Below are 19,864 nucleotides of genomic sequence, written 5' to 3'. Positions count from 1 at the left end.
AGCAGATCACGCGGTACTGACGACGTGGAAGGCCTCGGCGAGCCGTCCCTCGGGGAGGCCGAACCGGCTCGCGGTCTGCCGCATCCACCCGGTGACGAACCGGTCGACGTCCGGGTTGTGGCTGACCTGGGTCACGTGGCAGTGCAGGGCCGCCAGCTTCCGGTCGAGCACGTCGGTGACGTCGACGGCGTGGTCGGCCCGCGGGCTCGCGCCCAGCCAGACCTCGGACACCGTCCAGGCGTCGAGACCCTCGTCGGCCAGGAGTTCCGGGAAGGCGAACGGGTTGCGGGCATCGGGGTAGACCGCCCGCAGCGTCGACTCGCCGACCGTCATGTGGTCGGGGTGGCTCGCGCCGATCCGGTCCCAGAACCGCTCCGGCGAGGTGGTGAGCACGCGCTGCGGCCGCACCTGCCGGATGACCCGGCTGATGTCGCGGCGCAGGTCGAGCGTGAGCTCCAGCCGCCCGTCGGGGTAGCCGAGGAACCGGACGTCGCTCACGCCCACGGCGGCCGCAGCGGCCCGCTGCTCCGCCTGGCGCAGCGGACCCATCTGGTCCCGCGGCGTCTCGTCGAATCCGCCGGCGTCGCCGTCGGTGACGATGCAGTAGACGACCTCCGTGCCGGCCGCCGTCCACGTCGCGACGGTGCCGGCGCTGCCGAAGTCGACGTCGTCGGGGTGGGCGAGGACGCAGAGCACGCGCTCGACGGAGGCGGCCGGAACGCGCGGGGGCTGGGTCACCGCCGGAGCCTAGAAGGGCCGCTCCGGAGGACGTGCGATGCCCCGCAGCTTGTCGGGGTTGCGGACCAGCAGCACCTGCGCGATCCGGCCGTCCTCGGCGAGCTCGACGGACATGGACAGGAAGGGCTCGGTGCCCTGGCAGCCGACGATCGCCGGGGCACCGTTCACGTCGGCGAGCTCGACCCGCAGGCCGGGGATCTCCAGCCCCTCGGAGGAGACGGCGGCGAGGAACCGCGCCACCTTGTCGGCGCCGGAGATGGGCCGCCGCGCGGCCTTGGCCTTCCCACCACCGTCGGTGACCAGGACGACGTCGGGTGCGAGGACGGCCAGCAGCGCCTCCACGTCGCCACCGGCAGCGGCGGCGAGGAAGCGCTCGGTCGCCTCCCGCTGTGCCCGGCGGTCGGTGTCGAAGCGGGGACGGCGGGCCTCGACGTGCTCGCGGGCCCGGTGCCCCATCTGCCGGACCGCAGCCTCGGTCCGGCCCAGGACGTCGGCGACCTCACGGGCCGACATGCCGAAGACCTCGCGCAGCACGAACACCGCCCGCTCGGCCGGCGACAGCGTCTCGAGGACGACGAGCAGCGCGAGCGACACCTGCTCGCCCAGCTCGGCGGCGTGGTCGGGGTCGGGGGCCGGCGGTGCGCCCCCCACCGCGGCCCCGCCGGTCATGAGCGGCTCGGGCAGCCAGGGGCCGACGTAGGTCTCCCGCCGCGCGCGGGCCGAGCCGAGGCGGTCGAGGGCCAGGCGCGTGGCGATCTGCACGAGGTAGGCGCGCTCGTCGAGCACGTCGTCCCGGGCGGCGGCCGACCAGCGCAACCAGGTGTCCTGGACGACGTCCTCGGCGTCGGCGACGCTGCCGAGCATCTGGTACGCCACCGTGAACAGCAGCCGCCGGTGCCGGTCGAACGGCGCGAGGGCCGACGTCATGCCGACGCCGGGATCTCGCAGCGGTCCCGGAACCCCTGGCTCGTCAGCCCGAGCGCGCTGTTGAACCGCGACCGGACGTTCTCCACGGAGATCATCATGGTCAGTTCGACCAGCTGCGCGTCGTCCAGGTGCCGCCGCAGTTCCGCGACCATCGCGTCGGTGACGGCGGGGGGCGTGGCCGTGACCGCCTCGGCGTAGCCCATGACCCGGCGCTCGGCGTCGGTGAAGACGTCGCCGTCCCGCCAGGTGGGGACGGCGCGGAGCTTGGCCGGGTCCACGCCCTCCAGGGTGCTGATCCAGTAGCCGAAGTCCACGCACCAGGAACAGCCGATGTCCACGGCCGAGGCCATGACGGCGAGGGCCTTGAGCGTCGGGTCCAGCCGGTTCCAGCGCGCGAGGGAGGTCTCGAAGCCGGCGTCGGTGAGGAGGACGCGCGGGTTGTGCCCCATGGCGGCGAGCGGGTCGGGCATGACGCCGTAGGTGCGGCGGGCGTACCACTCGGCCAGCCGGTAGAGGCGGGTGCGGGGCGGGTCGAGGGAGATGCGGGCCATGTCGGTGTCCTCTCCACGGGGTGGTGCCCATGGAGACGGCGGAGGGGTCCTGTTCGTGACACGCGGGACGTGACACGGCGGGGCGGAACGGGTGGCTCGGGACCGGCCGGGTCCTCCCCCTTGCGACCCGGCCGGTCCCGGCGACCGGCGCGCACCGCGCACCGGCCTCCGTCCCGTCCGGGTGGTCCGCGGGGTCAGGGCGGGCCGGACGGTCCGGACGAGGGGGTCAGCAGAGGCGCTGCGGGGCGGTGGCCCGGATGCGGGCGGCGACGTCGGCGGGCAGCCGGAACCGGAACGGCGGTACCGGCATCTGTTCGGGCATGGGCACGTCCCTCCGGGAGGCTGTTGCCGGGAGGAGGCGGCGGACGGGTCCCCGGATACAGCGCGACGGGGCGGGCAGACTGCCGACGTGGATTCCTTCACCCTCTTCCTCGCGCTGCGGCCGGACGGTCCGCTCGACGACGCCGCCGTCGGCGCCCTCGGCGCGGAGCTCCGGCCGGACGACGGCGACCTGCGCGTCTGGCGGGAGGAGGGGCGCGGGCTGCTCCGGGTGTCGACGGAGGCGGCCGCCGACGGTCTCGAGGCGGGGCTGGAGCTGGCGCACGCCCTCGCTGCGGAGGTGCTGGCCCACTGCCCGGGTCAGCTGCTGGAGGTCTCCGCGCTGGGCGACGAGGACTCCCTGGTCTGGCGCGCGGTCCCCTGAGGCGCCATCCCCTGAGGCGCGGCGGTCGCCCCTACAGCCGGCCGCGACCCTGACGCAGCAGCAGCATCCCCAGCGCGGCGCCGTCCGGCCCGAGCGCCTCGCGGAACCGGTCGAGCACCTGCTTCTCCCGGGAGAGGTTGAGCCGGGTGCCGCCGCTGGCCGAGCGCAGCGCGCCGATCTCCTTCGAGACGGCCAGCCGGCGCTGGACGACCTCGATGATCTCGGCGTCGCACGCGTCGATGGCGGTCCGCAGCTCGGCGATCCGCTCCACCTCGGTGCCGGTGACGGCGGCGGGGGCGGCGGGGGAGGGGCTGGTGCTCATGAGGATGTCCTTCGGTCGGGGCCCATCCGGCCCCGGAAACGAAGAAACGCCCCGGGGCTCTTCGGGCCCGGGGCGTCTGTTGCGGCGGTTGCTCAGCCAGCGGTGACGGACACCGGATCCCGGTGACCGTAGAAAAAGCTGACCGTGGCGAGCACGGGTGGGAGTCTGCCACAGGCCGCAGGGGATGGCCACGGACTGCCGTGGGACGGGTGGGGCAGTCGTGGACGGGGACGGGGGAGTGTCCCCCGTCCGGCTTACAGTGATGTGGACATGAGCAGCGTCCAGGAAGCCCTGACCGGGCCGCAGCAGTCCCTGCCCGGAACCGAGGCCCTCCAGCGCACCGCCAAGGGCTCGGTGGGCCGCGAGCTCGAGCGGATGCTCGCCGGCCTCAACGGTCCGCAGCGTCAGGCCGTCGTCCACGAGGGCGGGCCGCTGCTCATCGTCGCCGGTGCCGGTTCGGGCAAGACCCGGGTGCTCGCGCACCGCATCGCCTACCTGCTCGGCGCCCGGCACACCCAGCCCGGCGAGATCCTCGCGATCACCTTCACCAACAAGGCCGCCGGCGAGATGAAGGAGCGCGTGGCGCACCTCGTCGGGCCGCGAGCCCGCGCCATGTGGGTGTCGACGTTCCACTCGATGTGCGTCCGCATCCTGCGCGCCGAGGCCGGCAAGCTCGGGCTGAAGTCCTCCTTCACGATCTACGACCAGGGCGACTCCGTCCGGCTGATGACGATGGTCGCCCGCGACCTCGACCTCGACGCGAAGCGCTACCCCGGCCGCAGCCTGGCCGCCCAGGTGTCGAACCTGAAGAACGAGCTCGTCGACGAGGAGAGCTACGTCCCGGGGACGGCGCCGGAGAAGGTGCTGGCCGAGGTCTACAAGCTCTACCAGCAGCGGCTGCGCCAGGCGCACTCCATGGACTTCGACGACCTGATCATGAACACCGTCCACCTGCTGCAGGCGTTCCCCGATGTCGCCGAGCACTACCGGCGCCGGTTCCGCCACGTGCTGGTCGACGAGTACCAGGACACCAACCACGCGCAGTACATGCTGGTGCGCGAGCTGGTCGGCGACGGGACCGGTCCGGTGCCGATGGCCGAGCTGTGCGTCGTCGGTGACGCCGACCAGTCGATCTACGCCTTCCGCGGCGCGACGATCCGCAACATCGACGAGTTCGAGCGCGACTACCCGCAGGCCACCACCATCCTGCTGGAGCAGAACTACCGCTCCACCCAGCGGATCCTCAAGGCCGCCAACACGGTCATCGCCAAGAACACCGGTCGCCGTCCGAAGAACCTGTGGACCGACTCCGGCGACGGCGAGCTGATCGAGGGCTACGTCGCCGACAACGAGCACGACGAGGCGGCCTGGGTCGCCGAGCAGATCGACGCCCTGGTCGACGAGGGTGTGGCGCAGCCGAAGGACATCGCGGTCTTCTACCGCACCAACAACGCCTCGCGGGTGTTCGAAGAGGTCTTCATCCGGGTCGGCATGCCCTACAAGGTCGTCGGCGGCGTGCGCTTCTACGAGCGAAAGGAGGTCCGCGACGCGCTGGCCTACCTGAAGGTCGTCGCGAACCCGACCGACATCGTGAGCCTGCGCCGGGTCATCAACACCCCGAAGCGCGGCATCGGCGAGCGGGCCGAGGCGTGCATCGAGAACTTCGCCGACCGCGAGCGGATCCCGTTCGCCTCGGCGCTGCGCCGGTGCTCGGAGGTCGGCGAGCTCGCCACCCGTTCGCTCAAGTCGATCCAGGAGTTCGTCGCGCTGCTCGAGGAGTTCGAGCAGCTCGTCGAGACCGGTTCCGGCCCGGCGGCACTGCTGGAGAGCATCCTCGACCGCACCGGCTACCTCGCCGAGCTGCAGGCCAGCACGGATCCGCAGGACGAGGGGCGGGTCGACAACCTCAACGAGCTCATCTCGGTCGCCGCGGAGTTCGAGGCGGCCACCCCGAACGGCACGGTCACCGACTTCCTGGAGCAGGTCTCCCTGGTGGCCGACGCCGACCAGATCCCGGTCACCGGTGACGACGCCGGCGTGGTCACGATGATGACGCTGCACACCGCCAAGGGCCTGGAGTTCCCCGTGGTCTTCCTGACCGCGCTGGAGGACGGCGTCTTCCCGCACCTGCGCGCCCTGGGCGACCCCCGGGAGCTCGAGGAGGAGCGGCGGCTGGCGTACGTGGGCATCACCCGCGCCCAGAAGCGGCTGTTCCTCTCCCGGGCGCAGGTGCGCACCAGCTGGGGGCAGCCCTCCTACAACCCGCCGTCGCGGTTCCTCGACGAGCTGCCGGCCGACACCGTGCACTGGGCCCGCCTGGAGCCGGCTCCCGCGTCGTCGAACAGCTACTCCTCGGCGCAGTCCCGGGTGGCCGCGACCGGCCTCTCCTCGGGTGGCCTGCGCGGTGGCGCGGGCAACCGGGCGATCATCTCGGTCGACGTGGGCGACCGGGTCAGCCACGACGCCTTCGGGCTCGGCACCGTCGTGGAGGTCACCGGCATCGGCGACAAGGCCCAGGCCACCGTCGACTTCGGCTCCGGCGGCACCAAGCGGCTCGTCCTCCGGTACGCCCCGCTCGTCAAGCTGTAGGGGTCTCCTGCGGCTCACGCCGGATCGTGAGCATGTAGCAGCCGAAGACGACGTTCCGTGTCTGCAGGAAGGCGACATCGGTATCCGCCAGGAGACGGCCGGCCACCTCCTCCTGACCGGATCCGGGCGGGGCGACCGCCCCGCCGACGATGACGCCGGCGTGGTTGTAGGCGCGGAAGACCTGTGTCCTGCGGCGGAAGTCCTCGGGGTAGCCCTGGTGCGCGGGACCCGAGCACCCGGCCGCGTGCAGGAACACCGGACCGGTCTCGCGGTACGCGCCTTGCGGGCCGTCCGGCGTGACCCCCGCGAGCGCGACGCGCTCGCCGGGCCGGCTGTCCCGTAGGCAGCACCGAAGGGGTAACCCGCCGTCCTCGTCGACGAAGGTGCGCGTGGCGTGGGCAGCGAGCGACGCGGGCAGCGGCTCGAACCGCAGCGCGAAGTCCTGGGTGTCGGTGTGAGTCATGGACCCAGCCTGGACGGCTGAGCAGCCCCGTGCTGGCGGCTTTCGGCCGCTGCGTCGTGAGGGCCGGCCGGGAATCAGATGTGCACGCCGCGCTCGGCGAGCCAGTCCTGCGGGTCGAGGGGGCGGCCGTCCATGTCGCCGCGGTGGATCTCGTAGTGCAGGTGGGGGCCGGTCGAGTAGCCCTCGTTGCCGACCTTCGCGATCTGGTCGCCGGCGTGCACGATGTCGCCGGCAGCGACGTCGTAGTAGCGCATGTGGCCGTAGATGTGGACGTTGCCGTCCGCGTCCTGGATGTAGACGGCGTTCCCGAAGCCGGAGACCCGTCCGGCCCTGAGCACGACGCCGTCGGCTGCGGAGTAGATCGGGGTGCCGAGCGGGGCGGCGAGGTCCAGCCCGTAGTGCATCTGGCCCCAGCGCATGCAGTAGCAGGTGGTGAGCCGGCCCTGGGTCGGCAGGAAGGTCTTGGGTGCGCGAGCGGCGCGGGACGCCGCCAGCTCGCCCAGCCGGGCCTGCGCCTCGGCCTCGGTGATGCTCCGGCGGACGCCGGCGTCGTCGAGCCCGCCGATCGCGAGGTCCGCGGCGACGCCGAGCCCGTAGTCCGACGCCGTTCCCGTCAGCTCCTCGGACGTGGTGAACAGGCCGGGGACCGCGGCGACCAGCGCGCCGATGACGACCGCGGCGAACCAGAGGTGGACCCGTCGACCGGGCGGCTGGGGCAGCCGGCGGCCGCCCGGGCGGGGCTCGAGGGACGGCGCGGGGTCTGCAGCCGGCGGGGCGTCACCGGTGTCGCTGCTCGCGTCCGCGTCGGGCATCGTGCTCGCGTCGAGCTTCGTGTCCGCCTTGAGCCGCGCGTCGGCCTTGGCCGTGGCCGCGGCCAGGGCGGCGGCCGTCGCGGCGGAGCGGGGCACCGGGATGGAGGTGGCGGTGATGGGAGCGCCGAGGGAGGCCGTGTCGCGCTCGGACCCAGGTCCCTCGAGGACCTGCGGTGCACTGCTGCGAGCCAAGGCGCACCTTCCTGGACGAGCGCTTCCCCGCCGATCCGCCCGGGGCGGTCCACCGGGGGAGCGGTGGCGGCTCAGGACGACCGGGGTGCGGTGTCCTCCGGTAGGTGTACCGAAGCCGTGACCGAACCGTAACGATCCGTCAGGGCCCGGCAAAGCACCGAACAGCACGTGTCGCGATGTGTGCGTTCTGTGATGCCAGGCCCGCGATGCTGGGCCGCCGTCAGGCGACGGCCGCCCGGTCGGCCGACGCGTCCGGGGTCCGGCGGCGACCGGCGAGCGTGGTCGCGACCTCGTCGACGACGAGACGATGACGGGGCAGGCTCATGTGGCCGATCCCGCGGACCAGGACGTTGCGCGCCGCCAGGTCGGGGTGGTCGCAGCGCCCCGACCTGGTGGGCAGCACCATCTGGTCGAGGTCGCTGTAGACGGCGGTGATGGGCGTCCGGACCGCCGGTGCCGGCTCGGCCAGCTCTCGGAGCACCGGTGACCCGGGGCGCAGCTGCCGGATGAGCGGGGTCGGCCCCACGTGCGCGAGCACGGACCCCTCGTGCGGCGTCCCGAGGGTCACGAGGGACTCCACCCGGCGGTCGCCGCCCTGGCGCTGGACGAGGTACCTCGCGATCAGGCCGCCCAGGCTGTGGCCGACGACGTGCACGCGGTCGTGGCCGGTCTGCTGGCAGATGCGCTCGATGTGCGCGCCGAGGTCGGTCGCCCCGCGCGCGACGTCGGTGAGGAGCGGGCTGTAGTTCCACGCGCAGACGTGCGCGAAGCCGCGACGGCGCAGGTTGCGCTGCATCACGGAGAAGATCGAGGCGTTGTCGATCAGGCCGTGGACCAGGACCACCGGGATGCGGGCGGCCAGGGGGTCCGCCGCGAACAGTGCGCGCACGGCCGCGGGTTGGTGGCCGGGCCGGTGGCGCGGGTCCGGGCGCAGCGCCGGCGTACGGGTGCCCAGCGGGTACATGAGGACGTGGGCGCCGACCCACGCCAGCTCGCTGAGCCCGCCGGTCAGTGTCGCGGGGCGACACAGGGCACGTAGCCCGTCCCATGGTCCGCCGTCGACCTCGTGCGCCGTGTGCGACGCTGGGGTCCGGTCCCGAGCACTCCCAGACTGCATGGCCGTACCTCTCCCGATCGTTCACCGGCAGTGGCGCGGGTTCGGCCTCGCTGGTCGACGGTTGTGTGTCCGTTGGCATCACGGTAATGCGCTGTTGTGACGGTCGTCACACGCACCTACCCAACCATCGGCCGATCGAGTCCCGTTCGTGACCGGACCGACGCCAGCCGCAGCGCCGCGACCGACGACTACGGCCGCAGACTGGGACCCACGTCCTGGGCCACCGACGAGCCGCCGGACCCGGCGAGCAAGGGGGAACCGTGTCCCGCGAGACCCGCACCGGAGCGACGGGCCGGCGGGCGACGTCCGCCGCTCGCCGCTCTGCCGCGGCCGGGACCTCGGCCTCCTCGCGCCGTCGCCCGCAGCCGGTCGCGCCCCCTCCCGCGGGGGACGGCCTGGTGGTCGGCACGGTGCCCGCGGGCGTCCGTGTCGCCGGCATCCTGCTGCTGCTCGCCGCCCTCGCCGGAGCTGCGGCGGTGTTCCCGACCTACCTCGTGGTCGGCGGTCGCGAGCTCTCCTCGGCGCAGGGGCCAGGCGGTGCGCTCGTCGCCCTGCTCGTGCCGGCCGTGCACCTGGCCGTCGGTGTGGTCCTGCTCCGCAAGGCGGTGCCGAAGTTCGGGCTCGCGTACGCCGGCGTGGCCGGTGCGCTCGGGCTGGGCCAGCTGCTCATCGAGATCTACCGCGGGAGCAGCTCCACGAACCGGCCAGGGGTGGAGGTGCTCGCCGGCGAGCGGGTGCTCACCAGCGGCGTGGAGGCCGGCCCCGGGTGGGTCCTCGGCGTCCTCGCGCTCGGCCTGACGGTCCTCGCCGGGGTCGTCGCCATCGCCTCGTGGGGGCGGACGGTCATGGACGACGGCGGGGCGCTCGATCCGCTCCGGTCGGGCCTGGCCGGAGCTGCCGTCCTGCTGGGCGTCACGACCGTGCTGTGCCTGTCGTTGCCCGCGGCCGACGTGCCCGACCAGCTCGTCACCGACCCCGCCACGGGGCTGGAGACCGTGGTGACCCAGGAGGGCCCGCAGGCGCTGCTGGAGCGTCCCGGACTGGCGCTGATGGGCGGACTGCTGCTCGCCGGTGCCGTCGTCCTCTGCTCGGTCATCGCGCCGTCGCTCCGCCCGCGGCTGGCCGCCGTCGGTGGCCTGCTGGCCGTCACGGTGGCCGTCGTCGGCGCCGCCCTGGCCGGTCTACGGGACGCCGTGTCCTCCGACGAGCTCGACTGGACCCTCCCCGGCGCCGGACTGGTGCTCACCGGGCTGGGCTACGCGGTGCTCACCGCACTCGCCTGGCGACTCCGCCGCGCTCGGTGACGTACTGGAGCGGCCCCTCTGCAGGGGCCCGCCGCGAGCTCGCGAGTGGTGGGGGGCAGTGGGGTCCTTCTTCTAGGCTGCCGGCGTGGACGAACGCATCCGGGTGGTCATCGCCAAGCCGGGCCTCGACGGTCACGACCGCGGCGCCAAGATCGTCGCGCGGGCTCTGCGGGACGCCGGCATGGAGGTCGTCTACACCGGCCTGCACCAGACGCCGGAGCAGATCGTGGAGACGGTCGTCCAGGAGGACGCCGATGCGGTCGGGCTCTCCGTGCTGTCCGGCGCGCACATGACGCTGTTCGCCCGGCTCAGGGAACTGCTCGACGAGCGCGGCATCGACGACGTCGTCGTGTTCGGCGGCGGGATCATCCCGGACGAGGACATCCCCGAGCTCCAGAAGCTGGGTGTCGGGCGCGTCTTCACGCCGGGGGCGACCACCACCGAGATCGTCGACTGGGTGCAGGAACACGTGGGCGCCCCCGCGCCCTAGCCGCTCCCGCCTGCGTCAGCCGACGACGGGGACCGTGAGCTGCTGGTTCCGCCCCGGACCCGTCGTCAGGGTCACCGGCTGCGGGACGGTGGAGCCGCGGTAGGCGAGATCGCCACCGGCGAGGACGACGGCGAGCCGGTGGCCGGGCGCGAACCGGTGCACGATCGCCGGCAGCTCGACGGTGATCGGCCGGGTGACGTCGGTGACGCGGACCGGCGAGATGAGCCGGTTCGGCAGCTCGACCGTCTTCCCGTCGGGCGCGATGTCGTAGACCTTCGCGTAGACGACCAGCTGGCCCGCCGGTCCGCCCGCCTGGGTCGCCCTGACGCTCGGCGCGTCCAGCTGCACCGTGAGCCGTGGGGAGCCGACGACGTCGACGGCGCGGGTCAGCGCCGGCGTGGCGAAGCGGATCGCCGTCCCGGGGGGGTCGGTCACCGGACCGGTCTGGTCGAGGGCCGAGGTCTCGGTGTAGTTCGGCCCGATGGGAGCCGCGCCGCTGTAGGCGCTCACGCTCGGCACCACCTGCGTCCGCGAGCCGACCAGCGAGCCGTCGGCGCCCGCGACGCTGGAGCCGGACAGGTGGTAGGTCCGCTCGGTGCCCACCGGGTAGGAGCGCGCCGTCGCGTACGCCTTGGTGATGTCGCCGCCGGTCGCCTCGTAGACCCAGTCGCGGTAGTAGGCGAAGCCCTGCGGCGGCCGGGGACCGCGGTCGCGGACGTAGTGGTCGAACCAGGCCAGCGCGGCGCGTCCCTGCAGCGACTGCGCGGGGTGTCGCATGTCGAGCTCGCCGGGCTTGGGTGTCGAGCTGCTGTGCCCCCACGACTGCCACATCAGGGAGACCGGTGTCCCCTGGCGCTCGAGGGCCGTGTACGTCGCCACCGACTCCTGCAGGTTGAAGAGGGTGTCGGCCTGGCCCTGCCCGATCAGCGTGGGCACGCGGACGTCGCGCATGTAGCTGGCCACGGAGTTCGAGCGCAGGTACTCGATGGACGCCGGGCTCGGGTAGCCGACCGCAGCGACCTCGCCCAGCGCCCGGCAGACCTCGGGCTCGAAGTTCGCGCAGTTCTCCGCGTTCGCCGCCTGCTGGAAGTAGGCGGTGAACCGGGCGGGATCCGCCAGCAGTGCCTGGAGATCCTGTGCGCCGTTCAGCACGCCCACGGAGGTGAACAGCGCCGCCCACTGGTACTTGAAGACGCCGGTGCCCGACGAGCTCACCGAACCGCTGCGCGCCGTGCCCTGCGGGAGGCGGCTGTTCTCCGGGGCGAGGGAGTAGGAGAGGTCGTTCCAGGTGATCAGCGGGACGATCGCGTCGAGCCGGCCGGCTCTGGCGGCCTTCTCGAACCCGGCCGTCGCGAACTGGACCTGTCCGCCGTAGGAGCCGCCGGTCATGCCGACCTGCGGGTCGTGGCGCACACCCGACCGGCCGTCCTCGCGGACGACCTGGTCGATCCGGACCGGCTCCTCGGTCACGTCGTCCACGGCCGAGATCGACGGGTCGCCGCCCAGGAAGCGGACGAGCTGGGCCGCCGCGGCGCCGTCGTGCTCGCGGTCGTCGAGGGTGATGGGGCAGTTGTCGCCGTCGACGAAGCCGAGGCCGGTGTAGGAGAGCGTCACGTAGCCGTGCTCGCCGAAGCCCTGCGCGAGAGCTGCCTGGTCGTCCTTGGTGCCGCCGAAACCGTTCGTGGCGAGGAGCGCGGGTGCCGGCCGCTGGCTGGTCACTCCCGCGGGGACGTAGAGGTCGGCGTCGATCCGGCAGGTCCGCTTCTCCGGCCCGAGGCCGGTCACGGTGATGGTGAGGTCGCGCGGGACGATCTCGGAGGCGGCCGCCGGGGGAGCCAGCGCGGCCATGCCTCCGGTGGTCAGCATCGCGGTGACCAGGACGGTGGTGGCTCGACGCACGGACGGCTCCTCGGCGGTGGGTGATCGGGGCGGCGCGGCGGGCCGGCGTCCCGCCGGAGCCGGATCTGCTGCGATCGGGTGACGCATCGTGTGATGCCCCCCACGCCTTCCCGCTCGCTACAACGCCCGAGGGGGCGGGCGGGTTACGGGCGGGCTACGGTGCCTGTTCGTGGATCTCTTCGAGTACCAGGCCCGTGACCTGTTGGCCTCGCACGGCGTGCCCGTGCTCCCCGGTGGCGTCGCCGAGACGCCGGACGAGGCGGAGGCGATCGCGCGCGAGATCGGCCAGACCGTCGTCGTCAAGGCGCAGGTGAAGGTCGGCGGCCGCGGCAAGGCCGGCGGCGTGAAGCTCGCCGACAACCCCGAGGACGCGAAGGCGCGCGCCCAGGACATCCTCGGGCTGGACATCAAGGGGCACATCACCCACAAGGTGATGGTGGCCCAGGCCAGCGACATCGCCGAGGAGTACTACTTCTCCTACCTGCTCGACCGGTCCAACCGCACCTTCCTGGCCATGGCCTCGAAGGAGGGCGGCATGGACATCGAGCAGCTCGCCGTCGAGCGGCCCGAGGCGCTGGCCCGCATCCCGATCGACGCATCGAAGGGCGTGGACGAGGCCAAGGCGGCCGAGATCGTCGACGCGGGCAACTTCCCCGCCGAGGTACGCGACCAGGTGATCGCCATCGCGATCCAGCTGTGGGAGGTCTTCACCCAGGAGGACGCCACCCTGGTCGAGATCAACCCGCTGGCCAAGGCGCCCGACGGCACCGTGCTGGCGCTGGACGCCAAGGTGACCCTGGACGAGAACGCCGAGTTCCGGCAGTCGGAGCACGCCGCGCTCGAGGACGCCGCCGCCGCCGACCCGCTCGAGGCGCGGGCCAAGGAGAAGAACCTCAACTACGTCAAGCTCGAGGGCGAGGTCGGGATCATCGGCAACGGTGCCGGCCTGGTCATGAGCACCCTGGACGTCGTCGCCTACGCCGGGGAGGAGTTCGGCGGCGTGAAGCCGGCGAACTTCCTCGACATCGGCGGTGGCGCCTCGGCCGAGGTCATGGCCAACGGCCTGGAGATCATCCTCTCCGACCCGGCCGTGAAGAGCGTCTTCGTCAACGTCTTCGGCGGGATCACCGCCTGCGACGCCGTCGCCAACGGCATCGTCTCCGCGCTCGGGATCCTGGGCGACGAGGCGACCAAGCCGCTGGTCGTCCGGCTCGACGGCAACAACGTCGAGGAGGGCCGGCGGATCCTCGCCGAGGCCAACCACCCCCTGGTGACCGTGGTCGACACGATGGACGGCGCCGCGCGCCGGGCCGCCGAACTCGCCGCCGCCTGAAGCCCTAGCGAACAGGACCTGTAGAGATGTCGATCTTCCTCAACGAGAACAGCAAGGTCATCGTCCAGGGCATGACCGGCTCCGAGGGCAGCAAGCACACCCAGCGCATGCTCGCCTCCGGCACCGCGATCGTCGGTGGCGTCAACCCGCGCAAGGCCGGCACCAGCGTCGACTTCGACGGCACGAGCGTCCCGGTCTTCGGCGGGGTCGCCGAGGCGATGAAGGAGACCGGCGCCGACGTCAGCGTCATCTTCGTGCCGCCGCCGTTCGCCAAGGCCGCCGTCATCGAGGCCGTCGACGCCCAGATCGGGCTCGCCGTCGTCATCACCGAGGGCATCCCGGTGCACGACTCGACCTCCTTCTGGGCCCACGCCCAGGGCAGCTCCACCCGGATCATCGGGCCGAACTGCCCGGGCCTGATCAGCCCCGGGCGCTCGAACGCCGGCATCATCCCGGCCAACATCACCAAGCAGGGCAAGATCGGGCTGGTCTCGAAGTCGGGAACCCTGACCTACCAGATGATGTACGAGCTCCGGGACATCGGTTTCTCCACCGCGATCGGCATCGGTGGCGACCCGGTCATCGGCACGACGCACATCGACGCCCTCCAGGCCTTCCAGGACGACCCGGAGACCGAGGCCATCGTCATGATCGGTGAGATCGGTGGCGACGCCGAGGAGCGGGCCGCCGACTTCGTCAAGGCCAACGTCACCAAGCCGGTCGTCGGCTACGTCGCCGGCTTCACCGCGCCCGAGGGAAAGACGATGGGCCACGCCGGCGCCATCGTCTCGGGCTCGGCCGGCACCGCCCAGGCCAAGCAGGAGGCCCTCGAGGCCGCCGGTGTGCGCGTGGGCAAGACGCCGTCGGAGACGGCTCGCCTCATGCGGGAGATCGTCAGCGCCTGAAAGAGGACCGGAGGGCCCCTGAAGGGCGGCCGTTCCAGCACGTCACCCTGCTGCCCGGTGTTCCCCCACGGGGGACACCGGGCAGCGGTGTCTCCGGGCGCCTGCGAAGATCACGTTCGGACGACGACACGCGAGCCTCGTTGCCCGCCCCTCGTCGGGCGGACACGATGCGCCTCGCACCCCGACGCTCTGCGAGGAGCCCTGCGATGACCGCCAGCCAGCCTCCCCAGCCGCCCAGCGGCGGCCAGCCGGAGCACGGGCACCAGCCCCCGCAGGCCCCTCCGCCCGGGTTCGGCCAGCCTCCGCAGGCCCCTCCGCCCGGCCACGGCCAGGCGCCGCCACCGAACTACGGCCCGCCGCCCGGGTACGGGCAGCAGCCCCCGCCCGGGTACGGCCAGCAGCCCCCTCCCGGGTACGGCCAGCAGGCTCCGCCCGGCTACGGGCCACCGGCGGGCTACGGGCCGCCGCCCGGGTACGGCCCTCCGCCCGGGTACGGGCCGTCGCAGGGCTACCCGCCCTACGGTCGCCCAGCCGGGACCGCCGGCCCGAGCTTCAGCTTCGACCTGAAGCGGCTCACGATCGCCGACTACGTCATCGCCGGCGCGACGGTGGTCTTCTTCGTCCTCGCCTTCTTCACCTGGGTGACCTTCGGTGACGAGTTCTTCGGCTTCACCCTGCGCGGCTGGGACCTCGACGGCGTCACGGCAGCCTTCGTGCTCTTCCTGCTGGCCACGGCGTGGGCGGTGCTCCCGGCCTTCGTCGAACTGAAACTGGGCTTCCCACGCTCGTGGATCACCGTCGGGATCGCCGCGCTGGGCTGGCTCCTGACGCTGTTCGCGTGGCTCGACAGCATGGAGAGCGGCTTCTCGGTCGCTCCGCTGCTCGGATTCCTGACCGCGACCGCCATCCTCGCGGTCGCCGGGCTCTCCGTGGTCCCCGAGATCCGGAACCGGTCCAAGCTGCCCGCAGGGGTGACCAACGCCGCGCAGTGGGCTAACCAGCCGGCTCCGGACTTCGGCCAGTCCGGTCACCAGCCGGGCCACCAGCCCGCTCGGCAGCCCGGCCAGCAGCAGCCCTACGGGCAGGGTCACGGGCAGCCGGGGCAGCCGTACGCGCAGCCGCCCCAGCAGCAGTACTCGCCGCCGCCGCCTCCGCAGCAGCCATCGCCACAGCCTCCGCCGCACGGCGGCTCCACCCCGCCGTCCCCGTCAGGTGGCTCGACCGCATCGGGTGAGGGCACGGGCACTCCCGGTTCCGGCGAGCGGCCCGGCGCCTGACGCGGGCGCCGGAGCCGCGGGATATCGGAGGAGGCCCCGGCGCGTGCGACCGCGCCGGTCGCCTCGGCTTGGGACAGTGGGGACGTGGTCGCCGTGCTCTCCCGTCTGCCCCAGGGGAGTCGAACGGGTCGGCTGTCCCTGCTCGGGCTCGCTGCGGCGGCCTCCCTGGCGGTCAGCGCGGCCGCTCTGATCGGCCTCGGCCTGGCGCTCGTCGTCGTCGAGACGCTGGACCCGGACGGCGGCCGGTCCGTCGGCGCCTCCGCCGTCCTGGCCGCGCGGCTGTGGCTGCTGGCGCAGGGCGGTGAGCTGCGGCTCCCGTCCGGACCGTTGGTCCTGGCCCCGCTCCTGCTGACCCTGGGCCTCGCCTGGGGGTTCGCGCAGGCCGGTCGGGGAATCGCCCGGCTCCGCGCCCCGATCGGCGGGGCGGACCTCGCGCGGACGGTGGCCGCCGTCACCGGTGTCCACCTGCTCCTGACGGTCGGCCTGGCCCTGGCGTCCGACGCCCCCGAGGCGCGGGTCGGCCTGCTCCGGACCGTCGTCGGCGCCACCGTGGTGGCGGTGACCGCCACCGGATGGGGGCTCGCGCGGGAGTCCGGCCTGGTAGCCGAGGTGCTGGACCGCGGGACGGCTCCGGCGGTCGCGCGGGGCGTGTACGCCGGGCTGCTCACGGCCGTGGCGCTCTGCACCCTCGTGGTGGCGGTCGCACTCGTCTCGGACGCCTCCGGCTACGCCGCCCTGTCGCGCTCGCTGGGTGGCGCCGGCGCCGGAGCGGTCGGGCTCGCGGGCCTCGCGGTCCTGCTGATGCCGAACGCCGCCGCCGCGGTGCTGGGTCTCGCGGCGGGGCCCGGTTTCCACGTCGGGTCCGGGACGTCGGTGTCCGTGCACGGCGTGACCCTCGACGCGGTCCCGGCTCTGCCGCTGCTGGCCGCGCTGCCCGACACCCAGGCGGTGCCGCTCGTCGCCTTCGTCTCCCAGCTCATCCCGGTGCTCGCCGGGCTGGTCGCGGGGACGACGGTGGGCCGGTGGATGCGCGACCACGACGGCGGCTCGGTCGTCGCCGGGCTGAACGGCATCCTCACCGGGGTGCTGCTGGGCCTCGCCGGTGGTCTGCTGGTCTGGGTGGCCGGCGGCTCCCTCGGCGACGGCGCGCTGGCGGAGGTGGGGGCGCCCCCGATCGCCACGGCCATCGCCATCGCGGCGCAGAGCGGGATCGCCGCCGCCGTCGCGGCGGCCGTCAGCCGCTGGCGGGCACTGGGCTGACGCGGGCCCCTCGAGCGCGGCGGGTCCTTATAGGGTCGTGCGCGTGCCCGGACCCGCGCCCGCCCCGCGGGCCCGCGTCGCCGTGCTGCTGTCGGGCACCGGATCGCTGTGCGCGGCGCTGCTCGAGGCGACCGACGACCCGGCCTTCCCGGCCGAGGTGGTGGTCGTCGGCAGCGACCGGGCAGCCCACGGGCTGGAGCACGCCCGACGGCGGGGCATCCCCACCTTCACCTGCGGGCTCGGCGAGCACGCCGACCGGCCGGCCTGGGACCGGGCCCTCGCCGCGGAGCTCGCCGGGCACGCGCCTGACCTCGTGGTGTCCGCCGGCTTCATGAAGCTCGTCGGCCCGGCGGTCCTGGACGCGTTCGGCGGGCGGCTGATCAACACCCACCCGGCGCTCCTCCCGGCCTTCCCCGGCGCGCATGCCGTGCGGGACGCCCTCGCCGCGGGCGTCGCCGTCACGGGCGCGACGGTGCACCTCGTCGACGCCGGTCTGGACACCGGCCCGGTGCTCGCCCAGCGCGAGGTCGCCGTCCACCCGGACGACGACGAGGCGGAGCTGCACGAGCGGATCAAGGAAGCGGAGCGCGAGCTCCTGGTGGACACGGTGGCCGCACTGGTCACCGCCGGACGGACGTCAGAGCAACGAACGAGGAAGAGCGACCGATGAGCGACCGCACCCCCATCCGCCGCGCCCTGCTGGGCGTCTACGACAAGACGGGCGTGGAGGAACTGGCCGCCGGGCTCGCCGCCGCGGGGGTGGAGCTGGTGAGCACCGGCGCCACCGCCCGGCGCATCGCCGACGCCGGCATTCCCGTGACCCCCGTCGAGCAGGTCACCGGCTTCCCGGAGTGCCTCGACGGCCGGGTGAAGACGCTGCACCCCGCCGTCCACGCCGGGATCCTGGCCGACCGGCGCAAGGCCGATCACGTCGCCCAGCTCGACGAGCTGGGCATCGCCGCCTTCGACCTGGTCGTGGTGAACCTCTACCCGTTCACCGAGACGGTCGCCTCGGGCGCCAGCCCCGACGAGTGCGTGGAGCAGATCGACATCGGCGGCCCCGCGATGGTCCGGGCGGCGGCGAAGAACCACCCGTCGGTGGCCGTCGTCGTCGACCCCGCCCGCTACGGCGACGTCCTCGCGGCGGTCTCCGCCGGTGGCTTCACGCTGGCCGAGCGGCAGTCGCTCGCTGCCGGCGCGTTCCGGCACACGGCCTCCTACGACATCGCCGTCGCCTCCTGGATGGGCACCGTCCTCGCACCGGACGACGAGAGCGGCTTCCCGTCCTGGATCGGGGCCAGCTGGGAACGCGCCGACGTCCTGCGCTACGGCGAGAACCCGCACCAGGGCGCCGCGCTCTACCGCAGCTGGCAGCCCGGCCTGGCGCACGCCGATCAGCTGCACGGCAAGGCGATGTCCTACAACAACTACATCGACACCGACGCCGCCTGGCGGGCCGCGCACGACCACGACGACCCCTGCGTCGCGATCATCAAGCACGCCAACCCCTGCGGCATCGCGGTCGGCACCGACATCGCGTCGGCGCACCGCAAGGCCCATGCCTGCGACCCCGTCTCCGCCTTCGGTGGCGTGATCGCGGCGAACCGGGAGATCGACCTGACCATGGCCGAGCAGGTGGCCGAGGTGTTCACCGAGGTCGTCGTCGCGCCGTCCTTCACCGACGACGCCGTGCGCGTGCTGACCGCGAAGAAGAACATCCGGCTGCTGCGGCTCCCGCACCTGCCGGGGCCGGGCGCGGAGATGCGGCCGATCGGCGGCGGGCTGCTGCTGCAGGTCAAGGACCGCCTCGACGCCCCCGGGGACGACCCGACCACCTGGACCCTCGCGACGGGGGAGCCGCTGGACGCCGCCGGCCTGGACGACCTCGTGTTCGCCTGGCGCTCGGTGCGCGCGGTGAAGAGCAACGCGATCCTGCTCGCCCACGACCGGGCCACCGTCGGCGTCGGCATGGGGCAGGTCAACCGCGTCGACGCCGCCCGTCTCGCCGTCTCCCGGGCGGGGGAGCGGTCCATCGGATCGGTGGCGGCGTCCGACGCCTTCTTCCCGTTCGCCGACGGTCTGCAGGTCCTGCTCGACGGCGGGGTGCGCGCGGTCGTGCAGCCGGGCGGCTCGGTGCGCGACGAGGAGGTCGTCGCGGCGGCCGCCGCGGCCGGCATCCCGCTGTACCTGACCGGCACCCGCCACTTCGCCCACTGATGGGGCGGACGAGCTTCAGCTCGCGCCCGCACGTCGGGCCGCCCGAGGCGGGCGCCGAGGTCGAGGGGGAGGACTTCGCCCGCGTCGACTGGTGGGGCGCGGAGCTTGACGGCGTCACCTTCACCCGCTGCCGCTTCGACGACGCCGGGCTGGAGGAGCTGGTCACCCGGCGCTGCGTGTTCGACCAGTGCGTCCTCACCGGGGTGCGCATGGGCGGGTCCCGGCACCTGGGCTCGGCCTTCCTCTCCTGCCGGTTCGACCGGGCCAAGCTGATCGACGTCACCTGGGACGGCTGCAAGCTCACCGGCTCGCAGTTCCCGGCCGCGCAGCTGCGGCCGATGACCGCGACCGAGTGCGACTGGAGCTACGCCGCACTGCGCGGCGCCGACCTCTCCTCGCTGGACCTCTCCCGGCAGCGGTTCCGGGAGACGGACTTCACCGACGCCGATCTGCGCGGCACCGATCTCAGCGGCGCCGACCTGGACCGGGTCCGGCTCCAGGGCACCAAGCTGCGCGGGGCCGACCTGCGCGGCGCGTCCATGGACGAGGTGAACTGGCGGTCGTTCGAGCTGACCGGGGTGCGGATCGACCTGACCCAGGCGGTGCTGTTCGCCCGCGCCCACGGCGCCTCGGTCGCTGACTGAAGTCCCGCTTCGGCACGGTCACGCCGAGCGGGCCCGGAGGGTCCGCGCAGGCGTGACTCAGCGGCTCAGCGAAGCAGGGGGACGGCACCTGGCGGCGGTGTCGTGGCGGTGTCGTCCGGAG

The 19,864-nt window shown here is 73.5% G+C and carries 19 protein-coding genes; 11 read left to right on the top strand and 8 right to left on the bottom strand.

The features are described 5' to 3' along the window. Positions 1 to 6: 6 nt before the first annotated feature. From CRP30_RS02395 to CRP30_RS02385, 3 genes are read right to left on the bottom strand one after another with little or no spacing between them, the layout of a single operon-like run. The gene (locus CRP30_RS02395; protein WP_097182357.1) at positions 7 to 738 is read right to left on the bottom strand and encodes a PIG-L deacetylase family protein; all 732 of its coding nucleotides are present in this window, start codon (positions 736 to 738) and stop codon (positions 7 to 9) included. Between the two features lie 9 nt (positions 739 to 747). Continuing rightward, positions 748 to 1,665, bottom strand: a complete 918-nt coding sequence (locus CRP30_RS02390; protein WP_097182356.1) for an RNA polymerase sigma-70 factor — start codon at positions 1,663 to 1,665, stop codon at positions 748 to 750. Continuing rightward, entirely contained in the window at positions 1,662 to 2,216 is a 555-nt protein-coding gene (locus CRP30_RS02385) for a carboxymuconolactone decarboxylase family protein (RefSeq protein WP_097182355.1), read from the bottom strand. Before CRP30_RS02385 ends, CRP30_RS02390 begins: the two co-directional genes overlap by 4 nt. Before the next feature lie 409 nt (positions 2,217 to 2,625). Between CRP30_RS02385 and CRP30_RS02380 the strand changes: the two genes are divergently transcribed. After that, positions 2,626 to 2,919 carry a hypothetical protein gene (locus tag CRP30_RS02380; RefSeq protein WP_097182354.1) on the top strand — a complete coding sequence of 98 codons (294 nt, stop codon included), beginning with the start codon at positions 2,626 to 2,628 and terminating at the stop codon, positions 2,917 to 2,919. Positions 2,920 to 2,950: 31 nt separating this feature from the next. On the opposite strand, the gene CRP30_RS02375 is transcribed toward CRP30_RS02380, so the two are convergent. After that, complete coding sequence (locus CRP30_RS02375; RefSeq protein WP_097182353.1) at positions 2,951 to 3,241, bottom strand: chorismate mutase; 291 nt, start codon at positions 3,239 to 3,241, stop codon at positions 2,951 to 2,953. Between the two features lie 270 nt (positions 3,242 to 3,511). Here CRP30_RS02375 and pcrA point away from each other — a divergent pair, with 270 nt between their 5' ends. Continuing rightward, a complete protein-coding gene (gene pcrA / locus CRP30_RS02370; RefSeq protein ID WP_235003125.1) occupies positions 3,512 to 5,830 on the top strand; it encodes a DNA helicase PcrA in 2,319 nt (772 codons plus the stop codon). Here the strand turns inward: pcrA and CRP30_RS02365 are convergent. From CRP30_RS02365 to CRP30_RS02355, 3 genes are all read right to left on the bottom strand, one after another. Continuing rightward, positions 5,820 to 6,293: a DUF1203 domain-containing protein gene (locus CRP30_RS02365; RefSeq protein ID WP_097182352.1), complete on the bottom strand. Its 474-nt coding sequence runs from the start codon at positions 6,291 to 6,293 to the stop codon at positions 5,820 to 5,822. The genes pcrA and CRP30_RS02365 overlap by 11 nt on opposite strands. Before the next feature lie 74 nt (positions 6,294 to 6,367). Then, positions 6,368 to 7,297, bottom strand: coding sequence for a M23 family metallopeptidase (locus CRP30_RS02360; protein ID WP_235003124.1), 930 nt, complete (start codon positions 7,295 to 7,297; stop codon positions 6,368 to 6,370). Between the two features lie 220 nt (positions 7,298 to 7,517). Then, positions 7,518 to 8,186, bottom strand: coding sequence for an esterase/lipase family protein (locus CRP30_RS02355; RefSeq protein ID WP_235003123.1), 669 nt, complete (start codon positions 8,184 to 8,186; stop codon positions 7,518 to 7,520). A 488-nt stretch (positions 8,187 to 8,674) separates the two neighbouring features. Here CRP30_RS02355 and CRP30_RS02350 point away from each other — a divergent pair, with 488 nt between their 5' ends. Continuing rightward, entirely contained in the window at positions 8,675 to 9,718 is a 1,044-nt protein-coding gene (locus CRP30_RS02350) for a hypothetical protein (RefSeq protein WP_235003122.1), read from the top strand. An 85-nt stretch (positions 9,719 to 9,803) separates the two neighbouring features. After that, positions 9,804 to 10,208, top strand: coding sequence for a coenzyme B12-dependent isobutyryl CoA mutase small subunit (gene icmB, locus CRP30_RS02345; RefSeq protein WP_097182349.1), 405 nt, complete (start codon positions 9,804 to 9,806; stop codon positions 10,206 to 10,208). A gap of 15 nt (positions 10,209 to 10,223) precedes the next feature. Here the strand turns inward: icmB and CRP30_RS02340 are convergent, their stop codons facing one another. Then, complete coding sequence (locus CRP30_RS02340; RefSeq protein ID WP_159961488.1) at positions 10,224 to 12,107, bottom strand: CocE/NonD family hydrolase; 1,884 nt, start codon at positions 12,105 to 12,107, stop codon at positions 10,224 to 10,226. A gap of 169 nt (positions 12,108 to 12,276) precedes the next feature. Here CRP30_RS02340 and sucC point away from each other — a divergent pair, with 169 nt between their 5' ends. The 7 genes from sucC (at position 12,277) to CRP30_RS02305 (ending at position 19,743) form a co-directional block, all read left to right on the top strand. Next, on the top strand, positions 12,277 to 13,440 hold the full coding sequence (gene sucC / locus CRP30_RS02335; RefSeq protein WP_097182347.1) for an ADP-forming succinate--CoA ligase subunit beta: 1,164 nt from the start codon (positions 12,277 to 12,279) through the stop codon (positions 13,438 to 13,440). A gap of 26 nt (positions 13,441 to 13,466) precedes the next feature. Then, positions 13,467 to 14,345, top strand: a complete 879-nt coding sequence (sucD, locus tag CRP30_RS02330) for a succinate--CoA ligase subunit alpha (protein WP_097182346.1) — start codon at positions 13,467 to 13,469, stop codon at positions 14,343 to 14,345. Between the two features lie 206 nt (positions 14,346 to 14,551). Continuing rightward, positions 14,552 to 15,622, top strand: a complete 1,071-nt coding sequence (locus CRP30_RS22640; protein ID WP_200814503.1) for a hypothetical protein — start codon at positions 14,552 to 14,554, stop codon at positions 15,620 to 15,622. Positions 15,623 to 15,706: 84 nt separating this feature from the next. Beyond that, positions 15,707 to 16,882, top strand: a complete 1,176-nt coding sequence (locus tag CRP30_RS02320; RefSeq protein WP_097182345.1) for a cell division protein PerM — start codon at positions 15,707 to 15,709, stop codon at positions 16,880 to 16,882. 43 nt (positions 16,883 to 16,925) lie between these two features. After that, on the top strand, positions 16,926 to 17,552 hold the full coding sequence (purN, locus tag CRP30_RS02315) for a phosphoribosylglycinamide formyltransferase (RefSeq protein WP_097183075.1): 627 nt from the start codon (positions 16,926 to 16,928) through the stop codon (positions 17,550 to 17,552). Beyond that, positions 17,549 to 19,099 carry a bifunctional phosphoribosylaminoimidazolecarboxamide formyltransferase/IMP cyclohydrolase gene (gene purH, locus CRP30_RS02310; RefSeq protein WP_097182344.1) on the top strand — a complete coding sequence of 517 codons (1,551 nt, stop codon included), beginning with the start codon at positions 17,549 to 17,551 and terminating at the stop codon, positions 19,097 to 19,099. Before purN ends, purH begins: the two co-directional genes overlap by 4 nt. After that, positions 19,099 to 19,743 (top strand): pentapeptide repeat-containing protein, encoded by a 645-nt coding sequence (locus tag CRP30_RS02305; protein WP_097182343.1) that lies wholly within the window; start codon positions 19,099 to 19,101, stop codon positions 19,741 to 19,743. Before purH ends, CRP30_RS02305 begins: the two co-directional genes overlap by 1 nt. The last annotated feature ends 121 nt before the right edge of the window (positions 19,744 to 19,864 follow it).

Source organism: Blastococcus haudaquaticus (genome assembly GCF_900230285.1).
GTDB classification, from domain to species: Bacteria; Actinomycetota; Actinomycetes; order Mycobacteriales; family Geodermatophilaceae; genus Blastococcus_B; species Blastococcus_B haudaquaticus.
Note: the sequence above shows the minus strand (reverse complement) of the source record. Positions and strands in the feature narration are given on the sequence as shown.

Excerpts from the sequence above, each read along its gene's own strand:
- CRP30_RS02375 (WP_097182353.1), bottom strand. The coding sequence starts at position 3,241 with ATGAGCACCAGCCCCTCCCCCGCCGCCCCCGCCGCCGTCACCGGCACC.
- pcrA (WP_235003125.1), top strand. The coding sequence starts at position 3,512 with ATGAGCAGCGTCCAGGAAGCCCTGACCGGGCCGCAGCAGTCCCTGCCC.
- sucD (WP_097182346.1), top strand. The coding sequence starts at position 13,467 with ATGTCGATCTTCCTCAACGAGAACAGCAAGGTCATCGTCCAGGGCATG.
- CRP30_RS02390 (WP_097182356.1), bottom strand. The coding sequence starts at position 1,665 with ATGACGTCGGCCCTCGCGCCGTTCGACCGGCACCGGCGGCTGCTGTTC.
- CRP30_RS02385 (WP_097182355.1), bottom strand. The coding sequence starts at position 2,216 with ATGGCCCGCATCTCCCTCGACCCGCCCCGCACCCGCCTCTACCGGCTG.
- CRP30_RS02365 (WP_097182352.1), bottom strand. The coding sequence starts at position 6,293 with ATGACTCACACCGACACCCAGGACTTCGCGCTGCGGTTCGAGCCGCTG.
- purH (WP_097182344.1), top strand. The coding sequence starts at position 17,549 with ATGAGCGACCGCACCCCCATCCGCCGCGCCCTGCTGGGCGTCTACGAC.
- CRP30_RS02305 (WP_097182343.1), top strand. The coding sequence starts at position 19,099 with ATGGGGCGGACGAGCTTCAGCTCGCGCCCGCACGTCGGGCCGCCCGAG.
- CRP30_RS22640 (WP_200814503.1), top strand. The coding sequence starts at position 14,552 with ATGACCGCCAGCCAGCCTCCCCAGCCGCCCAGCGGCGGCCAGCCGGAG.